19 protein-coding genes are annotated in these 23,604 nt (G+C 72.0%); 5 read left to right on the top strand and 14 right to left on the bottom strand.

Going from position 1 to position 23,604, the window contains the following annotated elements; genetic code table 11:
- Positions 1 to 66 precede the first annotated feature (66 nt).
- Genes ACZ4FV_RS01205 through ACZ4FV_RS01175 form a run of 7 tightly spaced genes read right to left on the bottom strand, consistent with a single transcriptional unit; the run spans position 67 to position 9,307 of the window.
- Positions 67 to 816 (bottom strand): FHA domain-containing protein, encoded by a 750-nt coding sequence (locus ACZ4FV_RS01205; protein ID WP_465321548.1) that lies wholly within the window; start codon positions 814 to 816, stop codon positions 67 to 69.
- 56 nt (positions 817 to 872) lie between these two features.
- Complete coding sequence (locus tag ACZ4FV_RS01200) at positions 873 to 2,174, bottom strand: VWA domain-containing protein (protein ID WP_395859728.1); 1,302 nt, start codon at positions 2,172 to 2,174, stop codon at positions 873 to 875.
- Positions 2,175 to 2,198: 24 nt separating this feature from the next.
- Positions 2,199 to 3,452, bottom strand: a complete 1,254-nt coding sequence (locus tag ACZ4FV_RS01195) for a protein phosphatase 2C domain-containing protein (RefSeq protein ID WP_465321547.1) — start codon at positions 3,450 to 3,452, stop codon at positions 2,199 to 2,201.
- A complete protein-coding gene (locus ACZ4FV_RS01190) occupies positions 3,449 to 5,734 on the bottom strand; it encodes a serine/threonine-protein kinase (RefSeq protein WP_465321546.1) in 2,286 nt (761 codons plus the stop codon). The genes ACZ4FV_RS01195 and ACZ4FV_RS01190 overlap by 4 nt, the downstream gene beginning before the upstream one ends.
- Positions 5,731 to 7,005 (bottom strand): FUSC family protein, encoded by a 1,275-nt coding sequence (locus tag ACZ4FV_RS01185; RefSeq protein WP_395859731.1) that lies wholly within the window; start codon positions 7,003 to 7,005, stop codon positions 5,731 to 5,733. Before ACZ4FV_RS01185 ends, ACZ4FV_RS01190 begins: the two co-directional genes overlap by 4 nt.
- Positions 7,002 to 8,000, bottom strand: coding sequence for a glutamate ABC transporter substrate-binding protein (locus ACZ4FV_RS01180; protein ID WP_402229161.1), 999 nt, complete (start codon positions 7,998 to 8,000; stop codon positions 7,002 to 7,004). Before ACZ4FV_RS01180 ends, ACZ4FV_RS01185 begins: the two co-directional genes overlap by 4 nt.
- Entirely contained in the window at positions 7,997 to 9,307 is a 1,311-nt protein-coding gene (locus ACZ4FV_RS01175; protein WP_395859733.1) for a hypothetical protein, read from the bottom strand. Before ACZ4FV_RS01175 ends, ACZ4FV_RS01180 begins: the two co-directional genes overlap by 4 nt.
- A gap of 438 nt (positions 9,308 to 9,745) precedes the next feature.
- On the opposite strand from ACZ4FV_RS01175, the gene ACZ4FV_RS01170 reads away from it, so the two are divergent.
- Together ACZ4FV_RS01170 and ACZ4FV_RS01165 are read left to right on the top strand one after the other, a co-directional pair.
- Positions 9,746 to 10,735 (top strand): ATP-binding cassette domain-containing protein, encoded by a 990-nt coding sequence (locus ACZ4FV_RS01170; protein WP_395859734.1) that lies wholly within the window; start codon positions 9,746 to 9,748, stop codon positions 10,733 to 10,735.
- A 97-nt stretch (positions 10,736 to 10,832) separates the two neighbouring features.
- On the top strand, positions 10,833 to 11,666 hold the full coding sequence (locus tag ACZ4FV_RS01165; protein WP_465321545.1) for an ABC transporter permease: 834 nt from the start codon (positions 10,833 to 10,835) through the stop codon (positions 11,664 to 11,666).
- A gap of 100 nt (positions 11,667 to 11,766) precedes the next feature.
- Here ACZ4FV_RS01165 and ACZ4FV_RS01160 read toward each other — a convergent pair whose 3' ends face one another.
- The 3 genes from ACZ4FV_RS01160 to ACZ4FV_RS01150 all read right to left on the bottom strand — a co-directional run bounded on the left by ACZ4FV_RS01160 (position 11,767) and on the right by ACZ4FV_RS01150 (position 16,373).
- The gene (locus ACZ4FV_RS01160; protein WP_465321544.1) at positions 11,767 to 15,015 is read right to left on the bottom strand and encodes an AfsR/SARP family transcriptional regulator; all 3,249 of its coding nucleotides are present in this window, start codon (positions 15,013 to 15,015) and stop codon (positions 11,767 to 11,769) included.
- A 222-nt stretch (positions 15,016 to 15,237) separates the two neighbouring features.
- On the bottom strand, positions 15,238 to 15,507 hold the full coding sequence (locus tag ACZ4FV_RS01155; RefSeq protein ID WP_465321543.1) for a DUF397 domain-containing protein: 270 nt from the start codon (positions 15,505 to 15,507) through the stop codon (positions 15,238 to 15,240).
- Positions 15,504 to 16,373: a helix-turn-helix domain-containing protein gene (locus tag ACZ4FV_RS01150; protein WP_402229602.1), complete on the bottom strand. Its 870-nt coding sequence runs from the start codon at positions 16,371 to 16,373 to the stop codon at positions 15,504 to 15,506. The genes ACZ4FV_RS01155 and ACZ4FV_RS01150 overlap by 4 nt, the downstream gene beginning before the upstream one ends.
- Before the next feature lie 259 nt (positions 16,374 to 16,632).
- Between ACZ4FV_RS01150 and ACZ4FV_RS01145 the strand changes: the two genes are divergently transcribed.
- Positions 16,633 to 17,034 (top strand): ATP-binding protein, encoded by a 402-nt coding sequence (locus ACZ4FV_RS01145; protein WP_395859738.1) that lies wholly within the window; start codon positions 16,633 to 16,635, stop codon positions 17,032 to 17,034.
- An 85-nt stretch (positions 17,035 to 17,119) separates the two neighbouring features.
- On the opposite strand, the gene ACZ4FV_RS01140 is transcribed toward ACZ4FV_RS01145, so the two are convergent.
- On the bottom strand, positions 17,120 to 18,067 hold the full coding sequence (locus ACZ4FV_RS01140; protein WP_395859739.1) for an alpha/beta hydrolase: 948 nt from the start codon (positions 18,065 to 18,067) through the stop codon (positions 17,120 to 17,122).
- Positions 18,068 to 18,216: 149 nt separating this feature from the next.
- On the opposite strand from ACZ4FV_RS01140, the gene ACZ4FV_RS01135 reads away from it, so the two are divergent.
- A complete protein-coding gene (locus tag ACZ4FV_RS01135; RefSeq protein WP_395859740.1) occupies positions 18,217 to 19,383 on the top strand; it encodes an aromatic ring-hydroxylating oxygenase subunit alpha in 1,167 nt (388 codons plus the stop codon).
- A 481-nt stretch (positions 19,384 to 19,864) separates the two neighbouring features.
- Positions 19,865 to 21,400, top strand: a complete 1,536-nt coding sequence (locus ACZ4FV_RS01130; RefSeq protein ID WP_402229168.1) for an outer membrane protein assembly factor BamB family protein — start codon at positions 19,865 to 19,867, stop codon at positions 21,398 to 21,400.
- Here ACZ4FV_RS01130 and ACZ4FV_RS01125 read toward each other — a convergent pair.
- From ACZ4FV_RS01125 to ACZ4FV_RS01115, 3 genes are read right to left on the bottom strand one after another with little or no spacing between them, the layout of a single operon-like run.
- Entirely contained in the window at positions 21,316 to 22,161 is an 846-nt protein-coding gene (locus ACZ4FV_RS01125; RefSeq protein WP_402229170.1) for an urease accessory protein UreD, read from the bottom strand. The genes ACZ4FV_RS01130 and ACZ4FV_RS01125 overlap by 85 nt on opposite strands.
- Complete coding sequence (gene ureG, locus ACZ4FV_RS01120; RefSeq protein WP_395859743.1) at positions 22,158 to 22,907, bottom strand: urease accessory protein UreG; 750 nt, start codon at positions 22,905 to 22,907, stop codon at positions 22,158 to 22,160. Before ureG ends, ACZ4FV_RS01125 begins: the two co-directional genes overlap by 4 nt.
- Complete coding sequence (locus ACZ4FV_RS01115) at positions 22,897 to 23,586, bottom strand: urease accessory protein UreF (RefSeq protein WP_402229174.1); 690 nt, start codon at positions 23,584 to 23,586, stop codon at positions 22,897 to 22,899. Before ACZ4FV_RS01115 ends, ureG begins: the two co-directional genes overlap by 11 nt.
- Positions 23,587 to 23,604: the final 18 nt, after the last annotated feature.

Genomic DNA, 23,604 nt, shown 5'->3' with positions numbered 1-23,604 from the left:
CGCACCGGCGCCGGTCGGCCGTGGGGCGTGCCCCCGGGTCCGACCGGCGTCGCCGCGCCGGCGGCCTCACAGTTCCACGCGCCGGATCTCCAGCGTCGTCCAGGCCCCCACGTGCACGCGGTCGCCGTCCTCGAGGTGCACCGGGTCGCGGCGGACCCGGTCGAAACCGGCGTTGATGGTGGTCCCGTTGGCCGATCCCAGGTCCATCACCTCCCACGTGCCGTCCCCGCAGCGCAACAACATCGCATGGCGGCGGGAGACTCCCGGGGCACCGATCGGAATCTCCGGCGGGGCCGAGCTCGTGCTGGAGTTGCGCCGGCCGATGCGCATCGACTCGCCGGTCAACTCCAGCGTCCACGGCTCCTGTTCGTGCGGGAAGCGCATGCTGTGCGCGTCCGGGCCGTCCCATTCGAGCACCCGCAGGAAGTAGTCGTGGTCGGGCACCACGCGGGCCGTCCACACCGTGCGGGAAGGCGGCGGGTCCTCGGTCGGCCCCGGCCCGCCCTTCGTGCCGTTGCCGCCGTTCCCGTCCTTCCCACCGCCCCCGGTGTTCCCGGTGTTCCCGTCGTCGTCCACGCCGCCGGGCTGGTTCGACCCGTGCGTCAACTCGTGCCCGCAGCCCTCGCAGAACTGGTCGTTTGGCGTGTACTCGGTCGCGCAGAAACGACAGGTCAGCACGTTCCCGCCCGGCCCCGACCCGTCCGGGCCCGACCCGCTCGGGCCGTCGGACGGATCGCCGGCGGTGGGCATCGTACGTCCGCACTCGTCGCAGTAGTCCGCGGCGGTGGACTCATGACCGACCGGACAGATGTGCATGAGCGGACCTCCTTCCTGTTCCCCGTACCCAGCCCGACGCGTGCCGGCAACCAGGCTCAGCCCTCGATCGGCGGTCCCACCCGGGCAGTCTTGTGCGACTCGACGTCGATGATCATCATGCCCTCGTCGTCGTCGTTGCGGAGCCTGCTGGTGCCGTCCGCCTCGACCTCCACGACTCGGCCGAGCAGCCGCGCGGTGTGCTCGTCACCCGCCTCGTTGGCCAGCTCCAGGGCCTGCACCAGCCGCGCGGTCGCGGTGGTCTCGTCCCCGTCGCGACGGGCCTGCAGACCCTCCTGGACCGCGTTGGCCAGCTTCTCCCGACCGGTGACCTTGGCCACCTCCTGGTTGATCCGGGTGGAGAGTTCCTCGTCGTCGGTCCACTGCGCGAACACGCCGGCCTTGGCCAGTTCCAGACCGCCCGCGCCGTCCGGCAGCACCACCGAGATCTGACACGGACGGCGCTTGCCGCCCGGGTTGACCTCGTCCGGCTCGACCTCCAGGCACACGTGGTAGTGCTTGCTCTCGCCGCCCCACGAACCGGTCGGGTAGTCGCCGACGTTGGGCCCCACCTCGGTGCGCCGCGCGGTCAGGTCGTCGATCACCGGGTAGGTCTGCTTGACGTACTTCACCCGGGCGTTGTTGATCGTGCGCACGCGCAGGGTCACGTCGGCCACCGACTTGCCCATCGCGTTCTGCATCATCCTGGTGAAGTCGGCGACCAGGTCCGCCGGTTCGCTCACCAGGCCGATGTCGCCCAGCAGCGCGGTGGAGATCTTGCGCACCTCCTCCACCCGCCAGTCCAGGCCGATGCCCCGGCAGTCGCAGACGAACACACCCTCGCAGTAGGCGATCGCCTCGGCGAGGTCCTGCTCGCGCTCGCTCTCGTTCTTGCCGTCGGTGAGCAGGATCGCGTGCCGGATCGCGTCCTTGTGCGGTTCCAACAGGCGACGGGCCATCAGCAGCCACTGCCCCATCGCGGTGCCGCCGCGCGCGCGGAGCTTGTCCACCTCGCGCTTGGCCTCCTTGCGGGTGCGCTCGTCGGCCGCGACCAGGCCCTCCTCGAACGGATACACCATCGACGCCATACCGGTCCCCGAGACCACCGCGAACAGTGTGCCGTCGCGCAGCGTGTCGATCGCGGCCTTGGTGGCCTGCTTGGCGGCCTTGAGCTTGGTGGACGGGAAGTCCATCGAACCCGAGCTGTCCACCATGATCACCTCGGCACCGCGAGCGCCGGCCCGCACTCCGGTCGGCGGCCCCGAGGCCCGGATGTGCGCGACGGCGTGGACCTCGTGACCTCCCATCGGCAGGTAGGGGTTCTGGTTGATCTCGATGGTGAATTCGGGGGCGCCTGACATGAATCCGACTCCTTCGTTTCCGGCTCAGACGTGGTCGGGGCCGCGCACCGGATCCCCGGGCGGGTTGAACGGGATCAGCGCGACGGTGATGTTGTCGGCACCGCCGCGGTCGAGCGCGAAGCCGGTGAGCATCCGCGCGGCGGCCAGCGGCTGTTCCAACGCGCCGGGCAGCACCATCGCGGCCAACGTCGGCGCGACCGAGAGGTAGTTCCACAACCCGTCGCTGCACAGCAGCAGGACTCCGGGGCCGGACGGGCGCAGACTGGTCACCCGGGGCCGCACCTCGCCCGCGTCCGCGCCCAGCCAGGACACGATCGCGTGCGCGCGTCGGTCCGCGTACGCCTCGGCCTCGGTCATCGCGCCGAGCGCGATCATCCGGGTCGCCCAGGAGTCGTCCTCGGTCAGCAGCGCGGAGGGGGTGCGCCGGGCCTCGTCCGACCCCGCGTCGTCCGCGTGCGGCTCGCCGACCGCCCCACGAGGCAGCGTGCTCGCACCGGGCAGCGTGTCGTCGCCGTCCGCGGCGTCGTCCGCGCCGCTGTCCGGATCGGCCAGCCAGTAGGCGCGGCTGTCACCCACCCAGCCCACGGTGATCTCGCCGGGTGTCATGATCGCCGACACCAGGGTGCACGCCGGGGCGTTGCCCGCGTCCTCGGCCCCGGGCATCCGGGCCACCGCGCTCGCCGCGGCGGCCACTCCCGCGCTGGTGGCCTTGGCCGGTCCGCATCCCTCGACCAGCGTGGCCGCCATGGTCGCGCACGCGGTCTCGGCGGCGGTCGCCGACGCCTCGTCGGGGCGCGGCGAGGAGGACACCCCGTCGCACACCACCGCGACCACGTGATCGCTGCCGTCCGGCATCCGCAACACCCGCAGTGCGGCGGAGTCCTCGTTGCGCCGGTGCCGCAGACCCCGGTTGCTGACCATCGCGACCAGCCCCAGGTCGCTCTCGACGTGATCGCGCGGGTTGAACGGCCGCCCGCACGCGTCGCACCACCCGTCCGAGCCGATCGTCGCGGTACCGCACGCGGAGCACACCGGGCCGTGCCCGCTGGGCGTCACCACCCGCCTGGGCGGCGGCCGTTCGGCCACCGGCGGCACCGGGATGTCCAGGTCGTAGCCACAGGACTCGCAGTACCGGTCATCCGCGTCGCCGGCGAGCCCGCACGAGGGACACGCCCCGCCGGCGGCCGTCGGCGGCTCGGGCGGGGCGGCCTCGTCCCCGTCCGGGGCACCCCCGGGCCCGGCCGCGTCCAGTCGTCCATATCCAGCCACTCTGATCACACCCACGTCCACGGTCGCACCTCGTTCGCCCGGTCGACGAGCGCGATGCGCTCCGCATGCGTCGTCACGTGCCGGGCCAGATCGCGGTAACACTTTTCCAAGGCGAACCGCAGAGGCTTTTCCTTCAACTCGCTGCCGAGCACCTTCGCGGTTCCACCCGCGTCCCCGGTGCCCGGATTCCCACCCTTCGCGCCCGCCTTGACCCATTCCAGCGCGGTCTCCAACAACTCCACGGCGAGCCGATCGTGCGCCTCCCCCTCCAGGCGCAACGCGCCCAGCCGGTCGGACGCCGCGGTCAGGTCGGGACCCAACTCCTCGCCCGCGCCCCGCCCGCTGATCCGGGTGCGCAACGCCGCGGTCTGCGCCGCGACGTGGTTGGCCGAGGTGTCCGGCACGCTCTCCAGGGTGCGTACCGCACCCGCCCGGTCGCCGGTGGCCAGTTGGCATCGGGCCAGTCCGAACGCCGCCGCGACGTAGGCCCGGTCGGTGGCCCACACACCGCGATACTCGGCGGCCGCCTCGTCGTGGCGGCCCATCAGTTCGCGGACCGCGCCGAGCGCGATCCGCGGCGCGGGCTCGCCGGGCAGCGCACCGCGCACCCCGTCGAAGCACTCGTGGGCACGCGGGAGATCCTGGTCGGAGAGCGCGGCAAGGCCCTCGAACCAGGGCAGTCGCCAGTCGTCGGCGTCGATGTCCGCGAGGAAGGCCCGGGCACGCACCACATCGCCCTGCTCGATGCACATCCGGACCAGCCGCAGCGTGCCCTCCGGCGAGGAGATGCCCGCGGCGGTGAGCGCGGAGAGCAGCTCGTCGGGATTGGTGGTGGCCACCGTGGCCAGCAGGTTCGCGGCCGGATCGGCGGCGTCCACCCGGGGCACCGGCAGCGCGCCGGCGATCACCGCCGGGTCGGGGGCGGGCGCGAGCAGGCCGGGCTCGGTGTTGCGCGCGGCCACCTCGGCGTGCACGACCCGGGTCTCCGGCCCGAACAGGCCGGACACGCCCGGACGCGGCTCGCCGGAGCGGATCGCGACCACCTCGCGCAGCACCGCGACGCACTGCTCGGCCATGTCCGCCGCGGAGGCGAAGCGCTGCTCCGGCTCGGGGTGCGTGGCCCGCAGCAACAGCCGGTGATAGGACTCGAATTCGGTGAACAGCGGCACCTCGGAGGCGGGTGGCAGGCCCGCCTTGTACTTGCGGGTGTAACCGGCGAAGTAGAAGCTGAGCACGGCCATCGTGCGGCCGATGGTGAACAGGTCCGACTCGACCGAGGGTTCGGCCCGGACGGTCTCGATCTCGGGTGCCTGGTAGCCGACCGTGCCGTAGGTGAACTTGCCCGGTCGGGCCAGGTCGGTCACCGCGCCGAGGTCGATCAGCTTGAGCTGGTCCTCGGTCTGGATCACGTTGTCCGGCTTGAAGTCGCAGTAGACCAGGTTCTGTTGGTGCAGGTAGCCGAACGCGGGCAGGATGTCGATCGCGTAGGCCAGCACCTGCTCGACCGGCAGCACGGCCTTGGGGTCGCTCTCGCGCTTCGACTTGAGCCGGTCCATCAGCGACAGGCCGCCGACGTACTCCATCACCAGGTAGGTCTCGTCCTGGCCGGTGAGCGGGTCCGGGTGCTGCACGACGGTCTGGATGTGCACGATGTTGGCGTGCTGGATCTGGGTCAGGATGCGCTGCTCGGCCAGGGCCGCGGCGCGCGAGTCGGCGTCGTCGCTGCCGAGCAGGCCCTTGAGCACGACCCACATGTTGTGCGCGGCGGTGTCCTGGGCGAGATAGACCCAGCCGAAGCCGCCGCGGGCGAGGCAGCCGATGATCCGGTACTGGCCGACCATGTCGTCGCGCTGGAGCTTGGGCGCGAACGAGAACGGCGTGCGATCGCGCGGGCAGAACCCGTTCGCGACGCCGGGCCGACCGCCCCGGCCGCGGCCGACCGGCTGCTCGCACTTGCGGCAGAAGCGCTTCTCCTCGGGAATCACCGGGTTGCGCGCGAGCGCGGTCTCCGGGTTGCGGCGCGGCACGTTGGGCATCTCGACCAGACCGCCGCCGAGCCGACGGCTGGTGCCGGTGCTGCCGGAGCGCCGCGAGCTGCGCCCGGAGGCGCTGCGCGCGGACGAGGAGCCCGCGGTGCCCGCGGTGCCGGAGACGCCGGACCTCGCGGACCGATTCGGGTCGTGCCCGGGATCCACCGGGGCCGGGCCGGCGGCCAGCGGTTCGCGGCCGCATTCGGTGCAGAACCCGTCGTCGATCTCGCCCGGGCAAGGCGGGCGATTGCACTTGGTCATCTCTGTTCCCCCTTGTCGTCCGGACGATCCTCGCGGTGCGCGGCGATCACCGCCTCCTGATAGCGGGTCACCACCCGTACCGCCACTTCGAGTTCACACGGCGCTCGCCACAACAACTCCTTGGCGTGGCTGTACAGCGACTCCAACGCGGCGTCCTCGCCGTGTCCGCCGCGTGCCGCCATCGCCCGGTAGGACTGCACCAGGCCGCGCAGTTCGTCGCGCCGGGCCAGTGGCGCGTCGATGTGCGCACGGGTGGCCGCAAGCCGGTCCCGGGCACCTTGTACGTCGTTCTCCAACGCGCTCAGCTCCCGCGAGACGCGCGCCCAGTCGCCCTCGCCGCCGAGCATGGTGACCGAGGCCAGCCGATCCCGCAACGTGGCCGCCCGCAGCGGCACCTCGGGCACCCGCTTGTCACCGATCCGGCCGAGCACGTGCGCGCGTCGCCGAATCGTGTCGCCCTCCTGGTACCCCAACTCGTCGAGCATGCCCGCCAGTCGGCGGATCCGTTCGTCGAAGCGACCCCGGACGATGAGCAAGTGTCGCACTGTGTCGTCGACTTGGCGCAGGTCGGCCTCGATGGCAGAGACGTCCACGGTGCCGATGCGGCGCTCGTTCGCACCGGTCAGCGCGAGCGGATCGCCGGCCACCAGGGTACGGGCTGCCTCGAGGCGGCGGCGGATCCCGTCCAGCGCCGCAGTCTGCTCGGGCACCGCGTCCGGGCCGCCGAGTTCGGCGACCCGGGCCTCGGCGGCCACGATTCCCGCGTCCACCCGGTCCAGGGTGGGCACCAGGCGGGTCCACACCGCGTCCGCAGCCTCGACCACCGCGGTCACCTCGGTCCACGCCGGCGCCATGTCCGCGACCAGTTCGGCCAGGCTCATCCGGCGTGCCTGGGTCGCCGGGTCGGTCAGCCCGCGCCGGCCGATCGGGATGTCGCGCGCGGCCAGTTCGGCGGACTGTCCCAGCAGCAGGAAGGACAACTCCTCCAACTCCGGCCGCAGCGGCTTGCCGCGCCGACCGCGCAGCGCGCGCAGCCGATCCAGCACCGCGCCGTACGCCTCGCGGTGCCCCCACAGCAGGGAGATCGCCCGACGGCCGGTCTCCCACTGCTCGGCGGTGCGACCGGTGAGCGGACCGCCTTCCAGGAGTTGTCGTCCCGGGTGGCTCTCCAACTCCATCAGACCGGCCGTGATGCCGTCGTACTCCGCTTCGTGACGAGCCATCAGTTCGTCGATCTCGTCGCGGCCCAGTACGCGGGGGGCTCGGTTCACGCGCTGTCCCGGTATTCGGCCGCGGGCGGGTCGGGTACCTCGGCTGCCAGGGAGTTGCCCAGGTACTCCCGGTACAGCTCCTTCCACCGGCCGTTCCGGCGGGTTCGCTCGAGCACCGCGTTGACGAACCGGACGAAGTCGGGACGATCCTTGGCGATCGCCATGCCGTACGGCTCCAACGTGAGGTTGCCGCCGACCACGACGGTGAAGACGCGGTCCTGCGCCTGGAGACCGGCCAGGATCGTGTCGTCGGTGGTGATCGCGTCCGCCTCGCCCTGTTGCAGCAACACCAGGCAGCCCGCCCAGGTGTCGCCCTCGACCACCTTCACCTGCGGCGCCTGCTCGCGCAGCAGGGTGATCGAGGTGGAACCGGGCACCGAGCACACCCGCATCGCACGCGGCAGTGCGGCCAACCCGGCACCGTAGTCGGCGCGATCGGCGGTGCCGTCGCGCTGCACCAGCAGTCGCTGGCCGGCGTTGAAGTAGACCGAGGAGAACTCGACGCTCTGCTTGCGCTGACAGTTGATCGTCATGGTCTCGGCGATGATGTCCACGTCGCCGCGCGCGACCGCGATCGTGCGCTCCTCGTTGCGCACCACCCGGAACTGGATGCGCTGCGGGCCGTCGTCGCCGAAGATCGCCTTCGCCACCTCGCGCAGCAGGTCGATGTCGAAGCCGCGGAGGGTGTTCGACTTCGGGTCCACGAAACCGAACGGGAAGCTGCTCTGATCGATGCCGGCGATCAGGAAGCCGCGTCGGCGCAGCACCTCCATCGTGCTGCCGGCGGGCAGCGCGGTCGGCGCGGGCAGCGCGCCGGTCGGGCGCAGGCTCGCGGTGACGTTCGGACACGAGGTGTCGGGTCCGGGGGTCGCGCGCGGCGCGGCGGCGGGCGGCGGGGGCTGCCCGGTGCCGCGCTGGTCGACCCCGGCGCCGCAACCGGCGAGGGTCAGCACGAGGGCACAGACCGCCGCGGGCAGAGCGATACGGGTGTTCATGGCCGGTTGTACCTCCCGACCTCGCGACGGACGCCGTCCACGGTCGCGGCGGCGGCGATCAGCGCCAGTACGCCCAGGCCGACGTCGAGACCGGTGAGCGCGTCCCGACCGGCGGCCACCGAACGTTCGAAGTCCTTCTGGTCCTTGTCGACCGCGGCCGCCAACGCCTCGTCGATCTTGGTGAAGGCCACTCGCGAGGCGCCGTCGGCCTTGGTCACCTGGGCGACGGCCTTCTCGAACTCGCCGTTTCGGTACAGCGAGACGACGTCCCCGTGCGCCTTCTTCCAGTCCGCGGCGGCGGCCTGCGCCGCCTTGACCTTCGCCAGCGTGCTCGCGTCCGAGCCGGTGACCTGCTCTGCGCGGGTCAGCATGCCGGTCACCGCGGGTTTGCCCCCCTCGGCCGGGACGCCGACGAGCTTGCCCCACACCTCGTTGAAGTCGTTCTCGTACTGTTCGTTGTCGCTGCCCCGCATGACCAGGGTCAGGCTCTCGTCGCCGTGCGCCTGCAAGGTCAGGAAGCGGGCCTGGGCGAGCGTCTCGACCGGCCCCCAGCCTCCGCTGCGGCTGCGGTCGAGGTCGGTGCGCGAACTGTCGGTGCCGGCCCACAGCCACCCGATGGACACCAGGGTGGCCAGTCCCGCGATCAGCAGGCCGATGTTGATCCGACGGTGCGTGCGCAGCGCGAAGAACCACAGGGCGGCGGCGAACGCGGCCAGGCTGACCAGCAGCAGGCTCAGCGGCACCCACGGGGTCGAGGTGGCGTCGCGGTGGTCGCCGGCGAGGCGCTTTTCCACCATGTCGTGCAGCGTGGTGGCGGCGGGCAGGATTTTGCCGCGCATCACGTTCTTGGAGGCGGAGCGCAGGTAGGCGGCGCCGACCGTGTTGCCCTGCCGGGTCTCGGCGCGGGCGCGCTCGACCAGGCGGGCGTACTCGGGCAGTTGCACGCCGATCACGGCGAGTTGTTCGGCAACCTTGCCGGTGGCGCCGGCGGCGGTCGCGGAGATCAGCGTGCTCGACGCGGTCTGGATGGCCCGCTGGTAGCGCTCGCGCACATCGGCCGATTCGACGCCGCCTTCGAGCAGCCCGGCCGCCGCGGTCGCGTCGGCGTCGGCGAGTGCCCGGTAGATCTCCTGGGTCTTGACGCCGAGCGGTTCACTGCCGGTGGCCACCGCCTTGGCCGCGTCCGCGCGGTCCCCCACCGCGAGTACGGCGAACAGTCCGGCCAGCAGGCTGATCAGCACCAGCACCACGCCGGTGACGAGCATCAGGCCGGGAGTGGTGGCGCCGGCGCGAACCAGTCGGCGCACGGATATGCCTCGTGATCGCATCATCCCGGCCGGACCGCTCGTACCCCGTGCGGGCACTCCCGGGCCCGGTGCCTGCGAAATCGGAACGGCTGCCGCCAACGCTCTGCCTCCCCCACTGTCGCGTGTGCCCCTTGTCGGTCGACCCGACCCCACGTCCGCCGCCCCCGACCGCCCGCGTGCTCCGCGAACGCTGTCACCTCGAAGTTATCGCGAGCATGTGGCGGCTCCCGATGGTCTTCCCTCGTTCTCCCCACGCGGACCCTCAAGGCCAGGACATTACCGCTGCGGGCGCCGGGTCGGTGGCGGCACCGTGTCAGGCCGGTGCCGGCGGTGCCGGCGGCGTGTGCGCGCGATATCAGCGGGCCCGGTGAAGCTGATCGCGCCACACGACGAAGACGTCGAACACGGACGACGAACACCTAGCGGGGAGCGACCCCAATGACATACGCGATCGAGACCGAGGGTCTGGTCAAGCGGTACGGCACCACCACGGCGTTGGCCGGGGTCGACCTGCGGGCCGAGGCCGGCACCGTGCTGGGCCTGCTGGGCCCCAACGGCGCGGGCAAGACCACGATGGTCCGCGTACTGGCCACGCTGATCAAGCCGGACGCGGGCATCGCCCGGGTCGGCGGGTTCGACACGGTCCGGCAGGCGCACGACGTGCGCGGCCTGATCGGGCTCACCGGCCAGTACGCCTCGGTGGACGAGGAGATGACCGGCTTCGAGAACCTGCTCCTGCTCGGCCGACTGCTCGACATGCCCCGCAACGAGGCGAAGGCGCGTGCCCGCGAACTGCTCGCCCGTTTCGACCTGACCGAGGCCGGCGGTCGCACCCCGGGCACCTATTCGGGTGGTATGCGCCGCCGGCTCGACCTGGCCGCCTCGCTCGTGGGTCGCCCCGCCTTCCTGTACCTGGACGAGCCGACCACCGGGCTCGACCCGCGCAGTCGCGGCGACGTGTGGCAGATGTTGCGCGAACTGGTCCGCGACGAGGGGGTCACGGTGTTGCTGACCACGCAGTACCTGGACGAGGCCGACCAGTTGGCGAGCGACATCGTGGTCATCGACCACGGTCGGGTGATCGCCAACGGCACGGCCGACCGACTCAAGAGCCAGGTCGGCGGCCAGAGCCTGGAGGTCCGGCCGGCCGACCCGACCCGAATGCCCGACGTGGTCGAGTTGTTGCGCGAACTCACCGGCCGGGATCCGATCGTGGAGAGCGAGCGCGGTCAGGTCACCGTCGCGGTCTCCGACGAGAACCTGCTCCCGGTGGTGGTCTCCCGGCTCGACCAAGCCGGTATCCGGGCCACCGAGTTCGCCCTGCGACTGCCCAGCCTGGACGAGGTGTTCATGACCCTCACCGGGCACCGCAGCCAGGACTCGGCCGAACGCGACGACGGGGCGACCGACCGGGGCAAGGCCGCGTGAAACACCGTCCCGACGTCTACGGCACCCGGGTTCTGCCGCTGCTCGCCGTCCTGCTGCTGACCATCTCCCATCTGGCCCGTGTCCTAGGAGCCTCCCGATGACCACGACCACCGTCCGTCCCGCCGACGACACCGCCGCGCGCCCGCCCGGGCACCTACCGCACCGCAACGCCCCGAGCGCCGCGCTGCGACACACGCTCACGCTCACCTGGCGCAGCCTGGTGAAGTTGAAGAAGCAGAGCGAACAACTGATCGACCTGACTCTGCAACCGATCCTGTTCATCGTGATGTTCGTGTACCTCTTCGGCGGCGCGATCGAGGGCAGCACGCACGACTATCTCCAGTTCGTGCTGCCCGGGATCCTGGTACAGACCGTGGTGTTCGCGTCGGTGGGCACCGGAGTCGGGCTGTGCACCGACATGTCCACGGGTGTGTTCGACCGGTTCCGCAGCCTGCCGATCTCGCGGATCGCGCCGCTGGCGGGCACCGTGCTCGGCGACGTGCTCCGGTTCCTGGTGGCCGTCGCGTCCGTGTTCGTGTTCGGCACGATCATCGGCTTCCGGTTCCACACCAACGTGTTCGCGGTGATCGCCGCGGTCGGCCTGGTGCTGCTGTTCGCGTTCGCCATCTGCTGGGTCGTGGCGTTGCTCGGGGTGACCTTGAAGCAGCCGCGCACCGTGCAGGGCGTCTCGTTCCTGATGATGTTTCCGCTGACCTTCGGCTCGAACCTGTTCGCCAAGACCTCGACGATGCCGGGCTGGTTGCAGGCGTGGGTCAAGATCAACCCGGTCACCGAGGTGACCAACGCCTCGCGTGGTCTGCTCACCGGCGGGCCGGTGGCCCATCATGCGACCGTGGCGGTGATCTGGGCGTTCGCCCTGATGGCGGTGTTCATCCCGTTGACGCTTCGCCAGTACAACCGCCGGGTCTGACGCCTCGCCGGTACGACCGCCGGAGCCGACCCTCCGGCGGTACCGCCCCACCGCCGGAGCCGACACCGGCCGGCTCGCGCTGCGAACCGCCCCGGCGCCCTCAGGGTTCCGGGGCCGCGAGCGGTTCCGGCCGGACCAACGCGGTCACCTCGTCCACCCCCAGCGCCGCGCCGATCGCCCTCACCCGGGTGAATTCCTCGACCCCCATGCTCACTTCCAACCGTCGCGCGACCCGGTCCGCGTCGATGTCGCCGAAACCGGGGTGGCCGCGCACCACCTGCGCCGCGCCGAGCAGCAGCGCCGCGCTCTCGAGGTCGCCGTTGGTCAGGGCCAGCACGGCGAACCCCTCGACACACGACGCGAACACCGGCATGTCCTGGCTCTCCAGCGCGTACGGGAGCGCGGCATCGAGGTGGTACCGGGCCGCCGCCACGTCGCCGCGGCCGCACGCGACGTGGGCCCGACCGACGTGCAGGCTGCCGATCAGTTGCGGGGGCAGCAGGGAGGTGTTCGGCAGCTCCGCGAAGGCGCGCCGATAGTGCTGCTCGGCATCCTCGAAATCTCCCGTGTAGCGCGCGAGTTCGCCCAGTCCGAGCTCGGCGAGCAGGAGTGAGAGCGGAGTCGAGTGCACATCGACCCGCTCGACGAGATCGTCCATCACCCGCCGCGCGGACTCGATGTCGCCGGACCGCGCGTGGATCATCCCCCGGCGGACCAGCAGTTGTGGGATCTCGTCCTCCGCCTGCAACTCGTACAGCAGCACGAGCGCCTCGTCCACGGCGGCCAAAGCGCCGTCGAAGTCGGCGGTGTACATCAGCAGTTCGGCCAGCCCCGAGATCGCGGACGCGCGTCCCCACCGGTCGCCCATGGCGGCGAACCGGTCCCGGGCGTCGTTCAGGAAGTAGACCGCGCTCTCGGGGTGGCCGAGATTGACCGCGAAGTGCCCACGCATCAGCCGGGCCATCGCCTGGGTCCACGGGTCGTCGAGCGTGTCGGCCGCCACCAGCGCCGCGCTCATCGCCTGGTTGTCCCCGCGCACCACGTAGCCCAGCATGTCGAGGAAGACCGGCAGCGATTGCGGTGCCTCGGGTCCGAGTCGACGGACGATGATCCGGGCCCCGGCGTAGGCGCGGATCGCGTCCCACCGCTCGCCGGCCGAGAAGGCGTGCAGCGCGTGGAACGCGAGCGCGGTGGCGCGCTTGTCCTGCGGCGCGAGTCCGGGCACCGCGAGCCCCTCGTGGCCCCACGCGTGCCCTTCGCCGTGATTGCCGCGTATCGCCCAGAACCAGGACAGCGCCTCGACCAGTCGGGTGGCGATGTCCGCGTCCCCGTGCTCGACCGCGTGGCGCAGCACGACCGCGAGGTTGTCGTGCTCGGCGGCGATCCGGTTGATCGCCTCGATCTGTCCCGGCCCGCGCAGCCGCGCGTCCTCCGCCTCGGTGTAGCGGATGAACCAGCGCGCGTGCCGCTCCGCGGTCGCGTCCACCTCGCCCGCGTCGGCGAGCCGCTCGCTCGCGTAGGCCTGGATCGTCTCCAGCAACCGGTAGCGGGTCTCGGTGCTGCCGATCACGTCCACGAGCGACTTGTCCACCAACCCGGCGAGCAGGTCGAGCACGTCGGCCGCGGCGAAGTCCTCGCCCGGCAGCACCGCCTCGGCGGCTTCCAGCGTGGTGCCGCCGGCGAACACCGACAGTCGACGCAGCGCGACCCGTTCGCGCTCCTCCAGCAGGTCCCAGCTCCACTCGACCACCGCGCGCAACGTCTGGTGCCGGGGCAGCGCGGTCCGACTCCCGCCGGTCAGCAGCCGGAACCGGTCGTCGAGCCGGTTCGCGATCTGCGCGGGGGTGAGCGAGCGGGTGCGGGCGGCGGCGAGTTCGATGGCGAGCGGTTGCCCGTCCAGCCGCCGGCAGATCTCGGCGACCGCGCCGATGGTGGCGGCGTCGACCACCAGGCCCGGGCGGACCGCGCGGGCCCGGTCGGCGAACAGCCGCACCGACGCGTAGGTCATGCCCTCGTCCACGCCGACGTCGACCGGGGGCAGCGCGAGCGGCCCCAGCGGGCACAACATCTCGCCGTCGATGCCCAGCGGTTCCCGGCTGGTGGCCAGGATCCGCAGGTTGGGTGTCTGGGCGAGCAGTCGGCCGGCGAAAGTCGCGGCGGCGGCGATCAGGTGTTCGCAGTTGTCCAGGATGAGCAGGATGGGTCGGCCCGCGAGCAGCTCGGCGATCCGGTCCACGACATCGCGGCCGGGGCCGGGCAGGTGGGTGTCCAGCAGACCCACCTCACGTCGTCCCAATGCGGCCAGCACCGCCTGTGGGACGTCCAACGGGTCCAGCACCGGGGCGAGTTCGACGAACCAGATGCCGCCGTCCACACCCTGACCGCGAGCCGCGAGCCGGGCGCCGGCCTCGGTGCTCAGTCGGGTCTTGCCCGCGCCTCCCGGGCCCACCACGGTGACCAGGCGCGACTCGTCGAGCAGCCGGTCGACCCGGACCACCTCGTCCTCGCGGCCGACGAACGTGGTCAGCCGCGCGGGCAGATTGCCCGGCGCCGGGCGGGGCTCGACCGGGGGGTGGGGCTCGGCCGGCGCGGGCGGGGTCGCCCGAGCCGTCGGGCGCGGGTCGCCGCCGCGCAACACCGCGAGGTAGGCCGCCTCCAGGTCCGGCGAGGGGTCGATGCCCAACTCGTCCGCGAGCCGCTCGCGCAGGTCCTGATACAGCGTCAGCGCGTCCGCCCGGCGGCCCTCTTCGTGCAGCGTGCGGATCAGCAGTCCGTACAGTCGCTCGCGCAACGGGTGTTCGCGGGTCAACTGTTCCAGTTCGGCGGCCAGTCCCTGGCTGCGGCCGAGCGTCAACTGGGCCTGCACCCGATCCTCGATCGCGCCCAGGCGCTGCTCGGCCAGCCGCGCCGCGGGGCCGATCGCGAACGGCGCGTCGGCGGCGTCGACCAGCGCCGGGCCCCGCCACAGCGCGAGCGCCCGGCCCAGGGTCTCGGCGGCGCTCGCCGGATTGCGTTCGCCCAGCATCCTGCGACCGCGGACCGCGAGTGTGCCGAACACGTGCGCGTCCACGTCCTCGGGGCGAATCCCCAGCACGTAGCCGGCCGGCCCCGAGTCGAGCTCGGCGGGCAGTTGTCGACGCAGCCGGGAGATCAGCGACTGGAGCGCGTTGCCGGCCCCGGCGGGCGGCTCGTCGCCCCACACGGCCGCGATCAGCCGGTCCGCGGAAACCGGCTTGCCGGGGTCCAGGGCAAGCCGGATCAGCAGCGCACGCAACCGCGCGCCGCCGATCGTCACGGATCGACCGTCGTCGTCCCACACCTGGAGCGGGCCAAGCACCGAGATCTGCACCCCACCACTCTTCCACCCCGATGCGCTGCCGGAGCGAACCGGAGGGCAGCGCACGGAGTGGAGTAAGGGGTCGGCGACGGAGAGTTGCGCATTGGGAGCGTCCCGGGGCACGGGAACCCGGGACGATCATCGGGAGAATTCACTCTTTCGTGGGATTAATTCCCACTCCTGGGAGTGAGGAGCGCGAACAATCAACCGTTCGGTATCGGAACGGGACTCGACTCAGGCGCCGATCCCACCGATAAAGGTCCGCCACGCGCCGGCTTCCAGTTCGAGCACCGGACCGGCGGCAACTTTCGAGTCGCGCACCAGGACGGCGCTCTCGACGGGGGCCGTCTCGACGCAATTGCTGGTGGCGCCGCTGTATGTGCTCCGCCGCCACGCGTGGCCCGCGACAGCGCTGTGACCTGCATCTTTCCCATCGGGGTAGGAAACCGCAGTGATACTCGGGGAATCGAACCGGAAAAGCGAACCCGGGTTTGTGTTGCTCAAGACAATTCCTTTGCTGCGAGCTCGATCATGGACAAGGATTCACCGTACGACAGCGCCGAAGCGCGGATGTCCTCAAACAAACGCTCATAGACACTGACGTGTTCGGGCTCCTCCAGATAGAGGCTACTCGTATGCGTGTCGAGTACGACCACATCCAGATCGGAAAGCGCGGGGAATCCGATGATCGCGAATGAACCCTCGATCGCCGGGTGTGCGCCCGCCGAGAACGGGAGGATCTGCAGGCGCACGTGCGGCCGCGCGGCGGCGGCCATCAGGTGTTCCAACTGGGCCCGCATCGTCTCCCGACCGCCCACCACGGTGCGCAGCACGGACTCCGAGATCACCACGGTCAGCCGGAACGTCGCCTCGCCGTGCGGCCCGACGCGGTCCAGCACCGCCTGCCGCTCCTGACGGACCCGCACGAGCATGTCCACCTGCTCGGCGGACATGTCCTCGCGCACCGCGGCAATCACCGCCCGGACATAGTCCGGCGTTTGCAACAGGCCGGGAATGAGCGAGAGTTCGAATCCCCGCATACCCGAGGACTCGGCCTCCAGGCTGAGCAGTTCGGCATAGGAGCTGGGCAGGATCGACGAGTAACTGTGCCACCAGCCGCGCTTCTTCGCCTCACGCGCCAAAGTCAGCAGCGAATCGCGCTCCTGCTCGTCCGCGACCCGGTACAGGTCCAGCAGGATGCGCAGGTCCACCGGTCGTACGCCGCTGCGGCCCAATTCGATCCGACTGACCTTGGAATCCGAGCACTCCAGGCGCACGGCGACATCTTCGAGGCTGAGGCCGCGCGCTTCGCGCAACCGGCGCAGTTCGGTCCCGAGCCTGCGCTGCCGAACGGTCGGATTGGGCGCCATGGCCACGCCGCACCTCCACTTACACGCTGTTCACGCACCGAACCGGAACGTCGGCGCGTCCGATCGGGGGACAGTGTGCCCTACTGCGCGTGGAAGTGTGGTTACTACCGGAAACTTCCCGTCGATCCAAGATTGGGAGTTGCACACTCATTCACGGCCGGGCACGCTCCATGTCCGTCATGACTTAATGTTGTCCACGGGTCGCTCTGGGTGCATATCTCGGATCGCGCGACCCCCTGCCGCACGTCCGGAGGTCGACATGCCGGTGATGGCGGAGGACGTCCGTCACTATTGCGTTCAACTCGCCGCTTCGGCCCTGGGGGTGGGCCGGGCCCGCCGGACCACCGGCAAGGTTTTGCACGACTGGGGCCTGGCCGGGTTGGTCGACGTGGCGGAGGTACTGCTGACCGAACTACTGACCAACGTGCTCGTCCACGTCGGGCCCGGGGCCTGGCACGCGCTGACCCTGCTGCACGACGGCGACGTACTGCGGGTGGAGGTGCGCGACTCGTCGCCGCGCATGCCGATCGCCCGGGTCGGCGACTGGGACGAGGAGTCGGGTCGAGGGTTGCGGATGATCGACGGCCTGGCGCACGCGTGGGGCGCCGATCGACTCCCCCCGGGCAAGGTGGTGTGGTTCACCCTGCCGGACCGGCCGTGACCGGCGACACCCGGGCGCCGGATGGGCCGGGGTCGGTCGGTCCGGCGGCGGGATCGGCGCCGCCGGCTCCCCCGCAGTCGGTGCGTCAGCCGTTGGCGGGGCTCGCGAGCAGGCATTCCTCGGCGAAGGCCAGCACCCGCAGGTGATACGCGCGCGCGGCGTGGTGCAGGCTGATGTTGTGCCCGACACCGCGCTGCGTGTGCGTCTCCACCCAACCCGCGGCGGCGAGCAACTCGCGTGCCTCGTCCGGCACTTCGGGACCGGCCGGCTGGGAGCGCTCGAACTCGGCCACGGTCCAGTGCACCGGCGGCACCACCCTGGCCAGCACCGCGGGCAGCGTGTGCGGGGTCTCCCGTACGTCGAGGAACTCGGCCATCGGCACCGCCGCCGCCACCCGCCCGGCCCGGGTGAGCAGCGCCGGGTCGTAGGACCCGGGCGGCCCGAAGAAGGTGTCCGGAGTGCCGCCGCCGGTCGACGGCACGAAGTCGCCCTCGGTGGGGACCGAGGCGAACTCGGCCAACCGCTGTGGCGTGTACCGCAACGGCGCGCCGCCGACCGCGAGCCCGAGCAGTTCCCGACCGCGCTTGTCCGCGCCCATGCGCAGCGCCAGGATCGCGCCCATCGAGTGCGCCACGACGAACACCGGCAGCCGACCCGGCCCCTTCGACTCCGCGCCGGCCGGGATCCCGGCCGCCTCGGCCGGCGAGTCGGCGAGGCTCTCGGCCACCTCGTCCAGCAACGCGAACACCAGGTCCGCCTGCGCGTCCAGCCCCTGTCGTTCCCGGGCCAGACCCGCGGAGGCCCCGTAACCGGGTCGGTCGATCGCCAGGACCGCCCAGCCGAGGCCCGCGCCCAACAGCAGGAGTGAGCCCTCGGCGGCGCCCTCGCGATGCCAATAGGCCGCGCGCGACCCGCCGCCGTGCAGCGCGAGCAGCAGTCCGCGGGGGCGGACGCCGGGTCCGGGTCGGGCGAGCAGACCCGACAGGGTCAGGCCCGCGATGTCATAGGCAACGTTCTCGACCCGGCCGGGCATGGTGCTGACCTCCACGTGCGATTGCCCACTGATGACACCACATCCGGTCGCGGGTCATTGACGGGGTATCGGCCCGGTCCAACAATGTAACGGTGTAACAGAGATCCGGTCGGGGTTGTGCCGGCCGGCCCGGACATCGGAGTCACACCGTGAAGCACCAGGACGTGGTCGCCACCGGGCGGCGCATCATCGAGCACATCACCCACCGCACGCTCGACCTGGGCGCGGCGCCCGCCGTCCTGGACGGCTCGTGCTTCACCGACCCGGCCCGGCACGCCCGCGAGCGGGAGGTGCTCTTCCGCCGCACGCCGCAGGTGATCGGCTGGGCCGGCGAGGTGGCCGAGCCGGGCGACTTCATCGCGCGCGACGTGGACGGCGTACCGGTCCTGGTGACCCGGGACCGGGACGGCGGATTGCACGCGTTCCTGGACGCGTGCACCCACCGGGGCATGCGGGTCAGCCGGGACGTCCCGGAGACCGAGGGCCTGACCGGCACCGGTTGCGGCAGCGCGCAGCGCTTTCGCTGCGGCTATCACGGCTGGACCTTCGACGACCGGGGCGCCTTGACCGGGCTGCCCGGGCGTCCGCAGTTCCCCGGGATCGACCCGGAGAGGTTCGGCCTGCGCCCGCTGCCGGTCGCGCTGTCCGCCGGCCTGGTCGTGGTCGGCCTGCGTCCGGACGTCGAAGTGGCCGGTGCGTTGGACGAATTGGAGGACGCCTACGCGGGTTTCCCGTACGACCGCACCCGCGCGGTGGTCAGCGAGCGGTTCGAGTTGGCCTGCAACTGGAAGCTCACCGTCGACGTCAACGTCGAGGCGTACCACGTACCGTTCCTGCACACCGCGACCATCAACGGGATCGTGCTCAACCACGGCATCGTCGACACGTGGGGACCGCACACCCGGTTCGCCGTCCCGATCGTGGGGTTCGAGCAACTCGCCGAGGTCCCCGAGGAGTCCTGGCCCGCGCGGCTGCCGATGGTCAACGTGCAGACGGTGTTGCCGTCCACCGTGCTGATCGAGAGCCCGCTGAGCACCACGATGTTGCGGATCTACCCGGGCGATCGGCCGAACCGCTCGGTCGTGCACATGACCGAGGGCACCTGGGAGCCGCTGGCCGAGAGCAGCATCGCCATGGCCCGGGCCAACCACGAGACCAACAAGCGCGTGCTGGTGACCGAGGACTTCCCCGGCGCCGAGTCCTGTCAGCGCGGCTTCGACGCGGGTCTGCCCACGATGGTCGTCGGGACGGGCGAGTCGGCGGTCGCCCATTGGCACCGGGTGTGGGACGGCGCGCTCGAGTCGGCGCGGGACTGAGCGCCGCGACGACCCCGAGCCCGGCGCCGGCGGGCCGGCGGGCGCGGGCGGGTTATGAGCGTCCTGCTCGCGAAACGCTGTGCGGTTCGCGAAGGAGGCGCCTTTGGCCGGGCGCCTCCTTTTCTTTTGCCCGAAGCGGGCCCGCCTGTTTGCCCGAAGCCGGCCTGCCCGTTGCCCCGAAGCAGGCCCGGTCCTCGTCCGGCCCCGGTCCGAATGCGGCGCCAAGCCGGTCCCCACCCGACCCGAACCCGATCCGGACCCGACCCGCCCCCGGTCCGAACCGGTTCCGGCCCGGTCCCGGAGCACGCGCGAACCGGTCCGAAAACGCCGCCGAGGTCGCCCCGGGCGCCTCGTGTTCCCCTCGCGCCTCGGGCCGGCGAACCGTTTCCGGATCGTTTTTCCGGGCTCTATCCGTGCCGCCCCCCAGGTCCTACTCTGCTCTCCAGCAAGCACGTCGACAGGTCCCGGAAGGGCGTGGGCGATGCCCGGAGTGCGGACGCTCGGTGAGGTGCTCGACCACGACGGTCCGCTTGCGGACGGCCCGTTGCGCGAGGTCGCGGCGGGCATCGCCGACGCTCTGGCCCGTGTGCACGCGATCGGTCTCGTGCACGGCCGGCTGGGTCCGGACCAGGTGCTGATCACCCCGTACGGTCCGCGCGTGACCGGCTTCGCGGGCCGCACGGACGCGGACGACGGCGGTGATCCCTCCGAGGACGTGTACGCGTTCGGCACGCTGATCACGCTCGCCGGGGGCGGCACGCCCTCCGCCGAGTTGAGCCCGCTGCTCCGGCGCTGCCTGGATCCCGACCCCGGACAACGTCCGACGGCGGTGGACGTGGACCGGGTGCTGACCCCGCGGCCTTCGATACTGGTCCTGCCCGCCGCTCCCGCGCGCGAGCGCGCCGACATGCCGCAGGCGGCCCGGGCACAGGACCCGCCGACCGGGAGCACGCTGACCCGGCGCCGGCTCCTGATCGCGGGCGGCTTCGCGGTGACCGCGGCGACGGTGACCTCGGCCGGCGTCGCGTTCGCGCGGCTGGGCGAGGGCCGGTCGCAGCCGAAGACGCGATGGCGGCGCGCGGTGGAGGGCCGGGTGACCACCCTCCAGGTCTTCGACAACGTCGCCTACTGCACGACCACCGAGAACGTGGTGATGGCCCTGGGCACCGAGACCGGCGTCGCGCTGTGGACCGCGCGCACCGAGTCGATGGTGTGGTCCGAGCCGGTGGTCTCCGGGACCGCCGTGTTCCTGGCGTGTGTGGCGGGGCAACTCTCCGCGCTCGACCCGGGCAACGGTGAACGCGTGTGGCAGCAGTACGCGGGCGACCAGATCCTCGGCGCGCCGGTGATGCTGGGCTCGTCCCTGGTGGTGGGCACCCGGGACGACCGGGTGCTCGCGTTCGACATCGCGCAGGGCGCGCACCGCTGGGAGTGGAGCGAGTCGGCGCAGCGCGGCGGGGTGATGCCGGCCGTGATCGGCGAGAACGGCGGCGGCGACCTGGTGTACCTGACCCATACCGACGGCACGGTCAGCGCGATCGTCCCCGAGCGCGGGGAGCCGCGATGGTCGATCCACCTCGCCGCGCCGATCACCCGGCCTCCGCACGTCGTCCGTGATCTGGTCTACGTGGTCACCGGGTTCACCCTGGTCGCGCTGAACATCGCCACCGGCGAGATCGTCTGGCGCTTCCGCGGCACCCCGGACCTGACCGCGCCGGTGGTCGTGGACGACATCATCTACACCACCGACGTCGGGACGCTGTACGCGCTGGACGCGCGCACCGGCGCGGAGCGCTGGCGGCGGACCACCGGTGCCGGCGTGCCCAGCCCGGTGGCCGTGGTGGACGGGATCGCCTATGCCGGCGGCACCGACGAGTTGCACGCCTTCGATCGGGCGACGGGCCGGCGGCGCTGGACGCATCCGCTGTCGACCTACCTGACCGCCGCTGCCGCGGGCACCGGCGAGGTGTTGTTGCTGGGTACGGCCGGCTCCGAACTGGTCGCCCTGGAGAGCTGATCCGCCAAGGCCGCGACCGGGGCCGCGGGCGTCGCGGGGGCCGGAGCCGAGGCCGACGTCCCCGCGAGCGCGCGGTGTGCCGTCATCGTGTCCCGCGCGGTCACGGTCACCAGGAGACCGCCGCCCGCGAGATCGCACACCGCCCGGCCCGGCGCACTGGTCGGTCGATCGGGCGGGGCAGGCAGGGTCAACCGGGTGGCCACCACCGTCCCGCCGGCCGTGCCCGCCGGTCCGCGCCAGCCCGGATGCGCGGCCGGGCCGTAGCCGCTTTGCTGGCGCAGCACCGGACGCCCGTCGACGACCACGTCCCAGCGCGAGAGCGCGTCCCCGCAGGGCTCGTCGACACGCCCCAGGACCAGCGTCTCCTGCACCAACAGGCCTGCGTCCGGCGCCGGTTCGGCCCGCACGACGCTGTGGAAGGCGGCCCGCGCGGCCACCACGACCGGTTCCGGCAGCCACTCCAGCAGGCCGCCGGCGCCGATCACCAGGTCCACCCGTTGCCGGGCCGGCGTGCCGTCGCCGATCAGGATCACCGCGGCGGCGGCGGTGCGTACCCGCAGCCGCGCGCCGGCCCCCACCTCGACGCGCAGCGCCAGGTCGTCGCCGCCGATCGGTCCGGCCGCGCCGCCCACGAAGACCACCTCGGCGACACCGCCCGGCACGGACACCTCGCGCGGCAGCAGCGGCACCTGTCCGCGCAGTTCGGTCAGCACCGTGCGGCCGTGCCGAAGTTCCGCGCGGACCAGGGCGGTTGCCCTCACCCGAGGACCGGGGCCGCGGCCGACGCGACCTCGACCCGGCCCGCCGGCCGTACCGGTACCGCCGTGCCGGCCCGCCATGCGGCGATCTGGTCGAGCACCCACGCGGTGACCACGTCCGCGCCCGGACTCTCGCGCAGCGACAGGAAGGCAACCGGGGTGCCCGGTCGCATGCGGGCCGCGTCGCGGTCCATCACGGCCAGGTCGGCGCCGATCTGCGGGGCGATGTCGGTCTTGTTGATCACCAGCAGGTCGGAACGGGTCACCCCGGGGCCGCCCTTGCGCGGCACCTTGTCGCCGCCGGACACGTCGATGACGAACATCTGCACATCGGCCAGACCCCGGCTGAAGGTCATGGTCAGGTTGTCGCCGCCGGACTCGATGATCACCAGGTCCAGGTCCGGATGCGCCGCCTCCAGGTCCTCGATCGCGTCCAGGTTGCCGCTGATGTCGTCGCGCACGGCGGTGTGCGGACAACAGCCGGTCTGCACGGCGGCGATCCGGTCCGCCGCCAACACCCCTGCGGCGCGCAGGAAGTCGGCGTCCTCGGTGGTGTAGATGTCGTTGGTGACCACCGCGAGCGAGAAGCGGTCGGCGAGGACCCGGCACAGCGCGGCGACCAGCGCCGTCTTGCCGGATCCCACCGGTCCGCCGATGCCGATCCGCAACGCGCGCGAGCCGGGCACGGTGGGCGGCGGCGAAGGGTGCGTGTGGGTCCCGCCGTTGCCGGGGGCATGGTCAAGATGCAAAGTGGACGACCTCCTCGTGGGCGTGCAGTTCGGCGCAGACGTCGAGGCCGACCGAGGACCAGCACGGCAGCCGGTCCCAGTCGCCGTCGGCGAACACGGTGCGGGCCGCGTCGGCGGCCTCCTCGGCGACCTGATCGCAGTGCCCGGCCATCTCGGCGAGCACCACGGTGACCGAGATCGGATCGAGGGAGAGCAGCTTGACCGCTGCCGAGGCGGGCCCGTTGACCACGTTGGTCGCGGCCAGCACGGCCGCCTCGCGCTCGTCGAGCCGGGCCCGGGTGGCCGCCGCGCCGAGCACGATCGCGTGGTGCGGGGACACCCCCAGGGCCGGCCACGGTTCGGTGGGCCAGGCCGCCTTGGCCACCCGGCGCAGTGATCGGCCCTGGGCGCGCGAGGCGGCCCGGGCCGGCGCGGAGGGGGTCCGCGCGTCGAGTTCGGCGTCGAGTTCGGCCCACGGCGCGATCTCGGGCAGCGCGTACGGCCCCGCGGTCAGCGCGGCGACGGCGGCGAAGGCCGCCTGCACCGCCCCGGTGCCGTAGAGCTTGCCGAGCAGGAATTCGGTGAGCGTGTCGAGGTCGTGCACCTCGCCCCGCTGGACGGCGTTCTCCAAGCCGCCCGAATGCGCGTAGCCGCCTGCCGGCAGCCTGGAATCCCCGAGCAGGAGAAGTCCAGCACCCATGAGTACCACCTCTTACTG

This window comes from Embleya sp. NPDC025285 (assembly GCF_055558835.1).
Note: the sequence above shows the minus strand (reverse complement) of the source record. Positions and strands in the feature narration are given on the sequence as shown.

Bases quoted from the DNA above. Each gene is read 5' to 3' on its own strand.
- ACZ4FV_RS01180 (WP_402229161.1), bottom strand. From the start codon at position 8,000: ATGAACACCCGTATCGCTCTGCCCGCGGCGGTCTGTGCCCTCGTGCTG.
- ACZ4FV_RS01170 (WP_395859734.1), top strand. From the start codon at position 9,746: ATGACATACGCGATCGAGACCGAGGGTCTGGTCAAGCGGTACGGCACC.
- ACZ4FV_RS01200 (WP_395859728.1), bottom strand. From the start codon at position 2,174: ATGTCAGGCGCCCCCGAATTCACCATCGAGATCAACCAGAACCCCTAC.
- ACZ4FV_RS01130 (WP_402229168.1), top strand. From the start codon at position 19,865: ATGCCCGGAGTGCGGACGCTCGGTGAGGTGCTCGACCACGACGGTCCG.
- ACZ4FV_RS01150 (WP_402229602.1), bottom strand. From the start codon at position 16,373: ATGGCGCCCAATCCGACCGTTCGGCAGCGCAGGCTCGGGACCGAACTG.
- ACZ4FV_RS01145 (WP_395859738.1), top strand. From the start codon at position 16,633: ATGCCGGTGATGGCGGAGGACGTCCGTCACTATTGCGTTCAACTCGCC.
- ACZ4FV_RS01115 (WP_402229174.1), bottom strand. From the start codon at position 23,586: ATGGGTGCTGGACTTCTCCTGCTCGGGGATTCCAGGCTGCCGGCAGGC.
- ACZ4FV_RS01165 (WP_465321545.1), top strand. From the start codon at position 10,833: ATGACCACGACCACCGTCCGTCCCGCCGACGACACCGCCGCGCGCCCG.
- ACZ4FV_RS01190 (WP_465321546.1), bottom strand. From the start codon at position 5,734: ATGACCAAGTGCAATCGCCCGCCTTGCCCGGGCGAGATCGACGACGGG.
- ACZ4FV_RS01140 (WP_395859739.1), bottom strand. From the start codon at position 18,067: ATGCCCGGCCGGGTCGAGAACGTTGCCTATGACATCGCGGGCCTGACC.
- ACZ4FV_RS01205 (WP_465321548.1), bottom strand. From the start codon at position 816: ATGCACATCTGTCCGGTCGGTCATGAGTCCACCGCCGCGGACTACTGC.